11 protein-coding genes and 3 pseudogenes are annotated in these 12,589 nt (G+C 57.0%); 9 read left to right on the plus strand and 5 right to left on the minus strand.

Going from position 1 to position 12,589, the window contains the following annotated elements; all coding sequences use genetic code 11:
• The first annotated feature begins 169 nt into the window (after positions 1-169).
• Both BMZ97_RS26980 and BMZ97_RS26985 read left to right on the plus strand, forming a co-directional pair.
• Positions 170-625 (plus strand): acyl-CoA thioesterase, encoded by a 456-nt coding sequence (locus tag BMZ97_RS26980; RefSeq protein ID WP_092177279.1) that lies wholly within the window; start codon positions 170-172, stop codon positions 623-625.
• Between the two features lie 239 nt (positions 626-864).
• Positions 865-1,602, plus strand: a complete 738-nt coding sequence (locus BMZ97_RS26985; protein ID WP_244546618.1) for a FadR/GntR family transcriptional regulator — start codon at positions 865-867, stop codon at positions 1,600-1,602.
• A gap of 172 nt (positions 1,603-1,774) precedes the next feature.
• Here BMZ97_RS26985 and BMZ97_RS31835 read toward each other — a convergent pair.
• Positions 1,775-1,869 (minus strand): annotated as a pseudogene (locus BMZ97_RS31835) (ATP-binding protein); the annotation flags it as partial.
• Between the two features lie 141 nt (positions 1,870-2,010).
• On the opposite strand from BMZ97_RS31835, the gene BMZ97_RS26990 reads away from it, so the two are divergent.
• The gene (locus BMZ97_RS26990; RefSeq protein ID WP_092177281.1) at positions 2,011-3,024 is read left to right on the plus strand and encodes a LacI family DNA-binding transcriptional regulator; all 1,014 of its coding nucleotides are present in this window, start codon (positions 2,011-2,013) and stop codon (positions 3,022-3,024) included.
• Between the two features lie 652 nt (positions 3,025-3,676).
• Positions 3,677-4,546, plus strand: a complete 870-nt coding sequence (locus BMZ97_RS26995; protein ID WP_092177283.1) for a sulfurtransferase — start codon at positions 3,677-3,679, stop codon at positions 4,544-4,546.
• A gap of 347 nt (positions 4,547-4,893) precedes the next feature.
• On the opposite strand, the pseudogene BMZ97_RS27000 reads toward BMZ97_RS26995, so the two are convergent.
• A pseudogene (locus BMZ97_RS27000) lies at positions 4,894-5,045 on the minus strand (IS5/IS1182 family transposase); the annotation flags it as partial.
• A 363-nt stretch (positions 5,046-5,408) separates the two neighbouring features.
• Here BMZ97_RS27000 and BMZ97_RS27005 point away from each other — a divergent pair.
• The 3 genes and pseudogenes from BMZ97_RS27005 to BMZ97_RS27015 all read left to right on the plus strand — a co-directional run bounded on the left by BMZ97_RS27005 (position 5,409) and on the right by BMZ97_RS27015 (position 7,651).
• Positions 5,409-6,401, plus strand: coding sequence for an amino acid ABC transporter substrate-binding protein (locus tag BMZ97_RS27005; protein ID WP_244546629.1), 993 nt, complete (start codon positions 5,409-5,411; stop codon positions 6,399-6,401).
• Between the two features lie 55 nt (positions 6,402-6,456).
• The gene (locus BMZ97_RS27010; protein WP_244546620.1) at positions 6,457-7,224 is read left to right on the plus strand and encodes an SDR family NAD(P)-dependent oxidoreductase; all 768 of its coding nucleotides are present in this window, start codon (positions 6,457-6,459) and stop codon (positions 7,222-7,224) included.
• Between the two features lie 76 nt (positions 7,225-7,300).
• Positions 7,301-7,651, plus strand: a pseudogene (locus BMZ97_RS27015) (transposase).
• A 66-nt stretch (positions 7,652-7,717) separates the two neighbouring features.
• Here the strand turns inward: BMZ97_RS27015 and BMZ97_RS27020 are convergent.
• Both BMZ97_RS27020 and BMZ97_RS31840 read right to left on the minus strand, forming a co-directional pair.
• On the minus strand, positions 7,718-8,779 hold the full coding sequence (locus BMZ97_RS27020) for an amidohydrolase family protein (RefSeq protein ID WP_175525761.1): 1,062 nt from the start codon (positions 8,777-8,779) through the stop codon (positions 7,718-7,720).
• A gap of 22 nt (positions 8,780-8,801) precedes the next feature.
• Positions 8,802-8,930, minus strand: a complete 129-nt coding sequence (locus BMZ97_RS31840; protein ID WP_348272135.1) for a hypothetical protein — start codon at positions 8,928-8,930, stop codon at positions 8,802-8,804.
• 423 nt (positions 8,931-9,353) lie between these two features.
• Between BMZ97_RS31840 and BMZ97_RS27025 the strand changes: the two genes are divergently transcribed.
• Positions 9,354-10,352, plus strand: coding sequence for a zinc-binding dehydrogenase (locus BMZ97_RS27025; RefSeq protein WP_092177292.1), 999 nt, complete (start codon positions 9,354-9,356; stop codon positions 10,350-10,352).
• A 154-nt stretch (positions 10,353-10,506) separates the two neighbouring features.
• Here BMZ97_RS27025 and BMZ97_RS27030 read toward each other — a convergent pair whose 3' ends face one another.
• Positions 10,507-11,226, minus strand: a complete 720-nt coding sequence (locus tag BMZ97_RS27030) for a GntR family transcriptional regulator (protein WP_092177294.1) — start codon at positions 11,224-11,226, stop codon at positions 10,507-10,509.
• A 182-nt stretch (positions 11,227-11,408) separates the two neighbouring features.
• Between BMZ97_RS27030 and BMZ97_RS27035 the strand changes: the two genes are divergently transcribed.
• Positions 11,409-12,530 (plus strand): sugar ABC transporter substrate-binding protein, encoded by a 1,122-nt coding sequence (locus tag BMZ97_RS27035; protein WP_092177296.1) that lies wholly within the window; start codon positions 11,409-11,411, stop codon positions 12,528-12,530.
• The last annotated feature ends 59 nt before the right edge of the window (positions 12,531-12,589 follow it).

A 12,589-nucleotide genomic window follows, 5' to 3' on the forward strand; every position in this document is an offset into this window, starting at 1 on the left:
GCTGCCGCGCTTATTACAGGCCGAGTCATCGATGTTGCGGGCGGCTGGCTCTGAATTTGAAACACATGAAGCACGATTGAATACGAATCGTTGCTTCAGACCGAAACATCACGAGTATGCAATTTATATTCATAATAGATGGCTGCCCGAATGAATAGAAGGCTCTCATATGCCGCTTATACCTAATGAGTTGTTCGAAACACACGCGATTGAAACCGGTTGGCGCTTCGGCGTGATCATGACCGCTCAGTGGCGTGATCTCGATGCATTTGGCCACGTCAATCACCGAACCCATCTCGCATGGTGTGAAGAGGCACGGAACAGATACCTGGAAGCCGTAGGCTTGCCGCCCCTCGCGTTCGACTCGCCCGGCCCGGTCTTGAAAAGCATAAGCTTCAACTACGACAGGGCGCTTGGCTATGGCGACGAGATCGTTGCGACTGCCGCAGTTGTCAGCATGCGACGCACCAGTTTTCGCATGCGATATGCAGTCTGGCACCATGGTTGCGTCGGCAGGGGCGATGCTCTTGCCGTGCTTATGCTGAATTCAACGGGCGAGAAGATTGCCATCCCGCCCGAAGTTAGATCGCGCATTCTCGAAATGGACCAACCACAGGAGGATTAGCCGGCGACCGGACTCAACCCGTTAAACGTAGTGATTCAGTTCAAATCGAAGCCTGATCCGTCACGCAAGGATGATGACATTCGAGCGCTTGTCAGGCAAATTGGTTGTCTGAGTAATTGATTCTGTCAAATTTGGTGGGCAGAGTCAGAGAAGATTCATCGTGCCATCTCGGATGGACATCCTCGGCTACGCATTTTGGCAATCCGTCATTCAACCGAAGCTCTAGCGGAACCCGTTCATTGACCGCAACCAAGATTCAGTCAGAGCCGGCCCGGGATGTCCTCAACCGATCGCCTTCGCTCGCGGACACGTTGGCCTCACGCCTGCGCGAAGAGATCGCCTCCGGACGCCTCCAGCCGGGAGACCGCCTGCCAACGGAACAGCAGATCGCCATTACCTATGGCGTCAGCCGATCGATCGTAAGAGAGGCCGTGGGGCGCCTGAAGCATGACGGGTTGGTGATATCGCGCCAGGGCGCCGGCGCCTTCGTCGCCGAACCGGGGGCGAGCCCGGTCTTCCGGCTCGATGGGGCGGACTTCTCGAACAAGGACGAGTTGCGCAACATCATCGAATTGCTGATGGCAGTCGAGGCTTCCGCTACCGAGCACGCGGCCGAGCGGCGCAGCGAGGCGGACCTGCTCGTGATCGAGGCGACTGTCGCTGCCATGCAGGCAGCCATTGATCGCGGTGAGTCGGGCGTTGATGACGACGTCGCGTTCCACCGCGCCATTATCGATGCTGCGGGAAACCCATTTTTCCGTGACTTGTCGGAATTTCTTGACCGCCGGGTGCGGAAATTCATCCGGGCCGCCCGTGCCAACACCGCCCGCCTGGCGGGAATGGCCCAGATGGTGCAGGGCGAGCACAGGGCGATTTTCGATGCCATCGCCAACCGGGACAAAAAAGCCGCCCGAGACGCAGCCGAGACGCATCTGAAGAACGCGGCCAAGCGGCTCGCACTCTATCTTGGTGATTGAGCGGCCTCCTCGGGCCACGTCAAAAATGGCTTGAGCGACCGGATAAGGCTCCTAAGGCAGGGCACCGCCGCGCCGGATGTTCGGCGAAAACGTCCTTTTCGGACGGATGATCCGGCGTAGAATCCCAGGGTGATAGGCGATAGTGCTTGACAACCACGTGCGGCGAAAGACCGACGGCGGCGTGGTGTAGAAGGCGGCCTAGCAGCGCTGTGGCGACGACGGGATCGCCGAAGACGTTTCTCGTTCGGCAGAGCCGCGGTTGGACGTGAAGCTATCTGGCACTATTCAGGCTGTTATTATGATGCTCGCACTTAAAAGTGCCGATCTGATTCTCGAAGATGCGATACTTTCAATGAATGTTTAGCCAGATATACATTTGTGCACCAACCCAACATTGTCTGGAGCAACATGCCGCCTACAAGCCGTCCCACTCTTGAGGATGTTGCCCGCCTTGCCGGAGTTTCTCTAGGCAGCGCATCCAGGGCGTTGTCGATCCCCGCCCAAGTTAAACCGGGTACGCTCGAACGCGTGCGTCGCGCCGTGGAGCAGTTGGGATATATCAGGAGCGGCGCAGCTCAAGCATTGGCGTCCCGTCGAACAAGGACTGTGGCAGCCATTTATCCGACGCTCGACAACCCGATCTTCGCGGTCTCCATTCATGCCCTGCAGCGAACCCTTTGGGAATTGGGCTATCAATTGTTGATCGCCAGCCACGATTACAAACCGGAACGGGAAGGCGATGTGCTGCGGGCAATCGTGGAGCGTGGAGTCGATGCGATCGTACTGGTCGGCAGCGAGCACTCCGATGAGGTGTTTGAATTAGCAAGGAAATACGAACTCCCCTATGTGCTCACCTGGTCGTTCAACGAGAGCAAACGCGCACAAAGCATTGGCTTTTCGTACTATGAAGCGGCCTACGAGATGGCTAGCCTAGTGGCGAGTTATGGGCACACTCGGATAGCGTTGTGCAGCGGTATCGCCAATGGGAACGACCGCGTGCGCGCGCGAATCGCTGGGACGCGTGCGGCTCTGAAAGTTGCGGGTTTGGAATTGCGATCCGAATGGATCGTTGAGCAGCCGTTTAATTTCGAAGGGGGCCGGCAAGCCGTCCGCCACATCCTGAGCGGCAAGGATCGCCCAACAGTACTGATTTGCGGCACTGACCTGAATGCCGTGGGTGCTATCGATGAATGTCGGTCGCAAGGTATTCGAGTGCCTGAAGACTTGTCGATAACCGGGACAGACGATATTGAGCTGGCCGGTCTGGTGGAGCCAAAGCTCACGACGATACACGTGCCCACCGTCGAAATTGGCGTACGCGCGGCACGCAAGGTTGTCGCCATGATTGAAGGCGCGGAACTCGCCGACGAGCTACCCATGGAAACCCGACTGGTCGTGCGTGCTAGCCTGGGCAGGCTCTAAAGACGGCTTTGTCGAAGCATCGAACGCCATACGATGCCATCTGAACAACCCGCTGCGCTTACCTCGCCGACGAAATGCCCCCCCCCCCCGCGTTCGCCATCGGCCAAGGCGATTAGACTGGGCTATTCTCAGCCTGATGGAATTGAAGCGCTTCATTTTTCGCTTGCCCGTGACGGCGCTGGGTTATAGTCATAAATCAAGTTTTCTGAGGATCTTTCAACTAAGGGGTATCTCGGTGAAATACGGTACGCGCGCCTGACGTTGGAGGCGCGCCTTGAATGCCGTAAGGTCGATTCTGTGTTTATATCTACGCGATTTGGACTATGTGCCGTAACTGCCCTGCGACGCGCCTATCAATGATTTTGACTACCGATAATATTTTGAGTTGAAATCATGGTGGAACCGCTTGTTCCGACGTTATAGATACGCTTTCGGCCGACAAAGCCAAGCATACTAATTTTCATACTATTGACTTCTTCCCCATGATTCCGGCGATGGGCATACGGAGACTGTCAGGGCGAACAATCCCAGCGCCGGCTTTTCGAACTTCGAATCTGTTATCAGATCCCAAAATGACGGCGTTATCGGTTCGGAGTTGTAAAAGCGGGCAACGTGAATCCCATAGCGGAACAACCACAAGGAAGCTTCCAGAATGCAGGACTTGCCTCAACCCATCGTTTCCACTGATTGGCTTATGCGCCATAGCGGCGATCAGGACCTCCAGATCATCGATACGTCCTGGGAGATGACCGATCGTCAGCGTCCGCATTATGAAGTCTTCTTGGAAGAGCATATCCCCGGCGCAATCCACTTCGATGCCGAGAAAATAGCAGCGCCGAGCTTCGCGCCGCCGCATCGCATGGTCCCCGAGCCAGCACTTTTTGCAAAGCTCTGTGGGGACTTAGGTATTCGGCAGGATGCCATGCTCGTGATTTACGATAATGCTGGCCTCTATACTGCCGCCCGAGCTTGGTGGATGTTCAAGGGATTTGGGCATAAAGGGGTGGCGGTACTTGATGGCGGGCTACCCGCTTGGAAGGCCGCCAATGGACCAATTGAAAGCGGAACTGCAAAAGCGAGACAGCGTCAAAATTGGAGACTGCCGACTTCGCAGCCGGCGACCGTTGACAGCAGCGAAGTGGCTATGGCGCTTCGGATGGGAACGGCGCAGGTAGTAGATGCCCGCCCGCCAGAGCAATTCAACGGCGATACGTCGTTCCGCTATCCCAATGTGCGCCCCGGACATATTCCAGGGTCTATAAATCTTTCGCAGCGGCTTTTACGCGACGAGAATAATTTTTTTCGAAACCCCGCCGATATGCGCGCAGTATTCACCCGCCATGGAATTGACTTCTCTAAACCCGTTATAGCCACATGTGGGTCGGGTATTACGGCTTGCATTATCGATCTTGCTTGCGAGATTATGGGTGGTGAAAGAGTTGCAATCTATGATGGTTCCTGGGAAGAGTGGGGAGGCCGCAGCGATCTCCCGGCAAAACTTGATGCTGCGAACTGTGTTTAGAAATTATTGCGTCACTGTTTGAAATCAGACAAATGCCGGGTCTACGCTCGAAATGACTGATACTGCATGATTTCTCAGACAGCACTGGCGCGACCGATTTGGTGGTTGCTATCGGTGACGAGCGCACATTCACCCGCTGCCGCTCCGCTTGGCTTGGGCTAGTACACAGGCAGGCGACAACAAGCGGCAAACCGAAGTCGCTTGGGATCATCAAGCGCTGCAGCAAATAGCTGTGTTAGCTGGTCACGCAAGGCGCCCGAGCGGCGTTGCCGGCGGTCGCCAAAACCGCAACGCCACTCAGCGTCTGGTTTCACCGCCTGCTAGCGCTCGCCCATAGTCAGGCGCTCATCGACCCAGCGCCCGCCCGATTTCAGGACATGCGCGATGCGCTGATCACGCGGCGGTCAACGACACGCGGCATGCCGCGCGCGTCCGTCGGCAGATGCGACTCTATCCGCGCGAATTGCGTGCCCGTGAGCCAGAATTGATCTCGATTCATTCGCGCTTCTTCCCGGAAGTCGCAAACCACCAGACTGGCGATCCCGATCATTTTATAGGCCCGACACCTAGATCGCCTACTCTGATCGACGCACAGGCCCCATTCCCTTCTGAAAGCCGGCGCCATCATTAATATGAAGCGCTTCATTTTTATGATTGACCCAAGCGGCTCTTTGCCTACAAAGAGGGCAGTGAAATCGCTGGTGCAATTTTCATGAGCTTTAGAGACCAGCGCGCGCCCTCAATAGGGCGTGTCGCATTTCTGAGTTTCGTCCGGACCTCCATGTCTTGAGCAATCACTGAAAACCTTAGTAACGAAAAGCGGAGAAACGTCTTGCGAAAGTACAAAGCTGCGCTTCTATCGATTGGGCTCCTGCTCGGACCACTTGTTGGCACGGCGCAAGCCGGCACACTCGAAAACATTCAGCAGCGCGGACATTTGAATTGCGGGGTCTCGACAAGCCAGCCTGGCTTCAGCATTACTAATGCTGAAGGTCGCTGGACGGGCTTCGATGTCGATTTTTGCCGGGCGATCGCTGCTGCGATTTTCGATGATCCCGAGAAGGTCAAATTTACGCCGCTGACGGCTGCGCAGCGCTTCACAGCCCTGCAATCCGGTGAGATCGATGTTCTCAGCAGGACGACAACCTGGACGATGTCACGCGACATCAGCATTGGCATTATTTTCACAGACATCAACTACTATGACGGCCAAGCGTTCATGGTCGCTAAAAAGCTTAATATCAATTCAATCGGAGCGCTAAACGGCGCGAGCATTTGTGTGAGTCAAGGAACAACAACAGAGCTCAATGTGGCTGACTACTTTAGAGCTCACAATATGAAATATGACATAATCGCATATTCGACACCAGCCGAGGCCATCGCCGCATATGAGTCTGGCAGATGCGATGCCTTTACGACAGAAAACGCAGGCCTGTACGGCGCGCGCCTGCAACTCTCTAAGCCCGACGATCACGTGATCTTGCCTGGCATCATTTCCCGGGAGCCCTTTGCCCCAGCCGTTAGGCGAGGTGACTCCGGATGGTTCGACGTCGTCCGCTGGGTTGGCTATGCGCTTGTCAACGCGGAGATACTCAGCGTGTCGCAAAGCAATGTCACAGCGATGGAAAAGACCGACAATCCAGAAATTAAACGTCTGCTTGGCATCGAAGGGAAATTCGGAGAATCTATCGGAATTAGCAACGGCTGGGTTAAACGGATCGTCACCAAGGTCGGGAACTATGGCGACATCTACTCTAGGAATTTGGGAGAAAATTCGGCCAAACTCAATATTCCTCGCGGTTTGAACGCGCTTTGGAGTAATGGCGGACTCCAATACGCTCCTCCCATTCGCTGAGATTTGACACAGCAAACGCATGGGCCCGGGCCCGCCGACAACTTAGGTAACGATGATGTCTAACGCAAATCTGGAAGATAAGGTCGCGGTTGTTACCGGGGCTGCTGGCGCAATCGGCATAGCCACAGTCCAAAAAATGCTAGAGCGAGGCGCCAAAGTAGTCGCCGTTGATCAAAAAAACGTAGACTATTCCAGGCTATTAGATCCAGAGATGCTAGATCGATTGGTCATTCTGGAAGCCGACGTATCAGATGATATTTCAGTGCGCACTTACGTCAATAATGCGCTGGATGCATTTGGAGGCAAGATTGATATATTTTTCAATAACGCGGGTATCGAAGGCCCCGTTAAGCCACTCCATGAAGTGACTATCGAAGAATTTCGTAAAGTTCTTTCGGTGAATTTAGAAGGTGTCTTCCTAGGTCTTAAGTACGTTCTGCCGGTTATGATCGGACAGGGCGCAGGAAGCATCATCAATACGTCCAGCAGTGGTGGCGGGCTGATGGGCTCGCCCGGACTTGGGGCTTATTGCGCCTCCAAGCATGGGGTCATCGGGCTGACGCGTGTTGCAGCAGTAGAAAGCGGCCCGTCTGGAGTTCGCGTAAACTGCGTCAATCCCGGGCCCATCCGCAGTCCTATGATCGATAGACAGGATGCCGAACAGGGCCTTAGCGAAGCCACACGGACACAAACGCTGCCCGCTCGACGCTATGGTCGGCCCGAAGAGGTAGCAGCTGTCGTGTGCTTTCTAGCCTCGGATGAGGCAAGTTACGTCAATGGAACGTTCTATACGGTCGACGGCGGCCGGCACGCTCGGGCTTAGAGCCCGTCCCGAAAGAGTTGAGTGGTTGAGGATCGCGCGATTCCAAGGGGTTGTTCAGGCCAACTTGGAACAAGCGATGTAGACCCCAACCACTCGCCGACAGCATAGTCGCGCGGGGCTTCGATACGAAACCGATCTAACGGATGCGGAGTGGCGGCTTGTCGAGTCGCACCTGCCGGCAGCAAGAACGACGGGCCGGCCACGGACCTGGCCGCTGGGCGAGATCGTCAACGCCATCTTCTATGTGATGCGCGGGGGCATTTCCTGGCGGCTTCGGCCAAACGACCTGCCACCGCGCGGCACGGTCTATCGCTGGTTCACCGATTTGTGCGTTGCTGGTGTCTTCATATCGCTATTCTTTATCGACACATCATCATTCCAAGTCCGCCAAGCAAAAATTCCGGGCGGGCATTTGTTGAAATTTTGAATGAAGAGCCGACCAGCCATCGGCTTGCCGCTGCGGGCGATCATGTGACGGCAGGAGCGGCTCGATTTACGCGAAACCCTCCAGGCGATAGACGCGGGCAGCCGTCCGACGGAAAAGATCCGCGCGTTCATCCTCCGACAGCGATGCTGTGGCGCGCTTGAATGCGTTCCACAGCATCCGATAGCTGCACCCGCCCTTGTCGACCGGGAAGTTGCTGGCGAACATGCTCCGCCCAGGCCCAAACACGTCAATCGCAACATCGATGAAAGGCCCCCACAGGTCGGCCAGCGTCGCCGATGGGACTGGGGCCGGATGATCGCGCAAGCCGAAGCCGCCATAACGCATACCAAGACCGCTGATCTTCATGAAAATATTGGGACGCCGCGCCAAATCGCGCATGCTTGCGGACCATTGTCTGAATACCTCATCCTTGCGCAGGGCGTACTGCTCGATCATCAATGGTGCGCCCAGATGATCGACGATGATCGTCGTTTCCGGAAAGGTGTCAGCCAGGTCAGCCAATTCGTCCAGCTGAGGGTGATAGAGCCAGGCATCGTAGGACAGACCGTAGGCCGCAAGACGGCTGAAGCCCTCGCGGAAGCGGTCGGTCCCGAGCAGTCCGCGAGGCGACAGGCATCTGGTGTCCTGGAGGTTTGGATTCTCGTCCCAGATCGATGTATTGCGGATCCCGCGCATCCGCCCCCGCCCGGCCTCGATATGCGCCTGGAGCACCTCGTCGACGACATCACCCTTTGTCAAATCCGTGAAAGCGACGATGCCCGCGCCCACCTCGGGGCCGGCCGGGTTGCTTCGCTTCAAGCTCTCACCGATTTCGGCCACGAACTGCGTTTCGCCCACAGGGCGGAGATGGGGCGGGCCGCTCCTCGTGAAATGCGATGAGGCCTCGACATGAACTGTGGCCCTGACCCGGTGGCCATCCGCGAGATCGCGCCGAAATTCTTCGGCGAGATAGCGATTTTTCGAGTGGTTCCACAGATGATGATGGGGATCGATGATGGTGAGGCCCGGATCGATAGGCGCCTCCTGGGTTCGTCGCAGCCATGAATCGTCGACCTGTGTCCTTCCTTCCCATTCCGGATCGATCCCAATCAAGTCAAGCATCGACATAGTCATTTTCTTGTCCTCATTTTTAAGGTTGCCGCCTGGCCGTTCGAAATAGGTTTATGCTCTGGGCGTGAACGAGAACGGCCAGCGCGGACGCAGCCTCGTCAGAGATGACGAACCGGCGGTTCGTTGCCGACGCCCGCGCTATCCCGATACGCTGCTGCTGCCGACCGGATAGTTCATGGCGAACCTTTCAAGATGAGCGTCGCCGAGACCAATCCGTCCCATCACCAGTAGGAGCGCAGACCGCTTAAGAATGCGGCGGCGCGAATTCAGGTCACCATGTTGCCTGACAAGATTGAATAATGCTAGGGTGAAAAATGACTGGCTGGGGCGACGAGACCTCGTCACCAAAGGACGGGATATGGATAGATCTCGTATAGGTCATTACGAGAAATCGAGCGCTGCCGTATAGTACACATTGTTTTATTGTCAGTTTTTAGTTTAAGTTATTAGACAGCCTTTTGTTTAATATAATTTATCACAACCCAATATTATTGGAAGATAAATTTCAGAAATAATATTCAAGAATTATACACAGATCAAGAGAAAACAGACCATGAAAGAAAATGGAACCATGAGAGCCGTAATCAGCCGAACTGCCGGCGGCCCTGAAACTCTGACACTTGAAGAGATGCCAAGGCCGATACCGAAAACAGGAGAAGTTCTGATCGACGTCAGGGCCTGCGGGCTCAATTATCCTGATACTTTGATCATTCAGGATTTGTACCAGTTCAAGCCGGAGCGCCCCTTCTCTCCAGGCTCAGAGGTTTCGGGCACAGTTGAAGCTTTGGGCGATGGCGTCGCCGATTTCCGCATTGGCGACCGGGTCATCGGCTTCACGACTCATGGAGGAATGGCAGAGAAGCTCGCCTTGCCTGCCAAGAGTTGCGTGCGAATCCCCGACACCATGCCCTTCGACGAGGCGGCGTCCTTCCTGATGACCTATGGGACATCATATCATGCATTGAAGGACCGGGCGGTATTGCGCGCCGGCGAAACACTGCTGGTTCTCGGAGCCTCGGGCGGAACCGGGATTGCCGCGGTGGAACTGGGAAAGGCGATGGGCGCGCGCGTCATAGGCGCCGTCTCGTCACCAGAGAAAGCCGCCTTCGTCATCTCCCACGGCGCGGACAATTGCATCGTCTATCCGAGAGGCCCCTTCGACAGCGCCGGCTCGAAGGCAATGGCCAATCTTTTCAAACAGGCCTGCGGGCCGAACGGAGCTGACATCATATACGATCCGGTCGGAGGCGATTACACCGAAGCGGCCCTCCGCGCGATCTCCTGGGGCGGGCGCTTTTTGATAGTCGGGTTCCCTGCGGGCATCGCGAAGATTCCGATGAACCTACCTCTCCTAAAATCGTGTCAGCTGGTCGGCGTTTTCTACGGATCTTTCACGACGCGCGATCCGGAAGGGAACAACGTCAATACCCGAGAACTTGTCGATTTCTACATCGCAGGCACCATCAAGCCGGCCATCTCAAACCGCTTGACTTTGGAGGAGGCTCCGCAGGCTCTGCAAATGCTGGCGGCGCGTGAGGCTCTCGGCAAAATCGTGGTTGTCATGGATTGACCCCCGTCGGCTGCGCATCGCCGCAGGCATTCGGTCAGCAGCTTCATGCCGGCGACCCTTGCGCTATTGCGCGAAGGCTTGAGACGCGGATAGTCCGGCGTTCGCTCTCGATCGCGCTGTTCGATGTGCCGACACCGCGTACCGATCAGCGCTCTCAGCCTCCGCGCCGACCGCGGCGGCTCCCCCGGGACACCTCCGTCGCAAGCAATCCAAGAAGTGCCGTGGCGGCTCCGTCGATGTCGGCCTGCAAGGCATCGCGAGCCGCGACGCCATCCTTGCGCGCCAGCGCCTTATGCATCGCCTTATGATGGCGATTGGAGCTCCACCAATCGTCTGTCGCCTTGAGCAAATTGAAATAAGGTCCGATCTGCAGCCACAGCGATCCGATGATCCCCAGCAGCGCCTCGGAGCCAGCGGCTCGGTAAACCGTGAAATGGAAATCGCGATTGGCGGGCATGTACCGCGCCCTGTCACGCTCCAACCTCGCTGCGTCCATTTGCGCGATCAACTCTGACAGATGAGAAAGATCAGCGGGGGACATCAATTGCGTCGCCCATTGCGTCGCCGTGCCCTCGACCTCGCTCCTGACACGGCGCAGATCCTCGAGACGTTCGGCTGTTAGCGGCGGAATGCCAACGGAGCGCCCGGCCACAACTGTCAACGCCTTCTCGGCAACCAGCCGGTGAAGAGCTTCGCGCACCGGCATGGCGCTGACGCCGAAAGCTTCCGACAGGCTGCTGACCGTCACCGTCCGCCCCGGCTCGATCCCACCACTAACAATCAGATCGCGCAGCCTGGCATAGACATGCTCCTGGATCGTCGCCCGCGACACGGGCGAGTAGGGTAGGTCCTGATGGGTGCGCTCCAGGCTCATCGATCTCATTCCATACATGGCGTCGGTGCGATCCTATACCGGTTCGCCACGCGATATGAAATCATAGTTGCGTCGATCTACGATTTATGATCTTTGATCAAATTAACGCACCAGAGAGGTGCTGCCCGTCTAGAGCGGGCAACAACGAGCCATAAGGCCGTCGTCCTAGGGAGGGATACAATATGTTCAGCAGGAAGCTGTTTTTCGGCGCAGCTGCGGGCCTCGCTCTGTGCGCGGCACTGACGCCAGGCGCCCAGGCCCAATCCAAGCACAAGATCTATCTGTCGATGAGCTATATCGGCAATGACTGGCAGGGCGAGGCTGCCAACATGATCAAAGCCATGGCGGCGTCGAAGACGCTGGCCGACAAGGTCGATCTCCAGGTCCAGGTCGCGGGCCCCAATGCGCAGAGGCAGATCCAGCAGATCAACGCCATGGTCCAGGCAGGCGCCAAGGCAATCGTGATCTACCCGATCTCGCCGACAGCGCTCAACGCGGCGGTCAAGAACGCCTGCGAAAAGGGGGTGATCGTCATCGCCTATGATGGCGAGATCACCGAGCCCTGCGCCTACAACATCGCGATCGACCAGGAAGAGGCCGGCCGGATCACCGCCGAATGGCTGGTGAAGAAACTTAACGGCAAGGGCAACATCATCGCGATCACCGGCGTGCCCGGCACCTCGGTCGATACGCTGAGAACAAAGGCGGCCAAGGAGGTCTTCGCCAAGAACCCCGGCATCAAGATCGTCAACGAGGCCGTCGGCATGTGGAGCCAGGCGGTTGCACGCACCGAGTTGTCCAAAATCCTGGCCACCCGCAAATGGGACCAGATCGACGGGCTATGGATGCAGGTCGGTTGTTACACCGCCAATGCCATGCAACTCGAAGCCGCGATCGCCGAGGAGAAGCTGAAGCCCTGCGCCGGCGAAGGCTCCAATGGCGGGCGCATTCAGATGCTGCCGGTGGGCACCGAGGTCGAGGGTGCAAACGGCGCGTATAAGCCGATGGCGGCGCCACGCATTTCCTATGCCTCCCCGCCCTATTCCGGCGCGCTGGCGCTCAAGCTCGCTGTGCAGAAGCTTGAGGGCAAGGACGTTCCCAAGAAGATCGTCCTGCCGCTGCCGGTCGTCACCAACGAGACGATCAAGCTGTGCCAGGAAGGCACCTGGGCGGAAATGAAGGCCGGCTGCAACGCCTTCAAGCCCTCGATCGTCACCAATCCGGGCTGGTTCGCCTCGATCTTCTCCAACGACACGCCCGAGATCGGCCTCGACGCCGCTCTCGTCGGCCAACCCGAGAACTGATTGCGCCCACAGGGCCGCCGTCCTTGCGGATAGCGGCCCTGTGTTGCGTGCCCGGCCAG

The sequence above is a fragment of the Allobosea sp. OK403 genome (assembly GCF_900113835.1).
Taxonomy (GTDB): Bacteria; Pseudomonadota; Alphaproteobacteria; order Rhizobiales; family Beijerinckiaceae; genus Allobosea.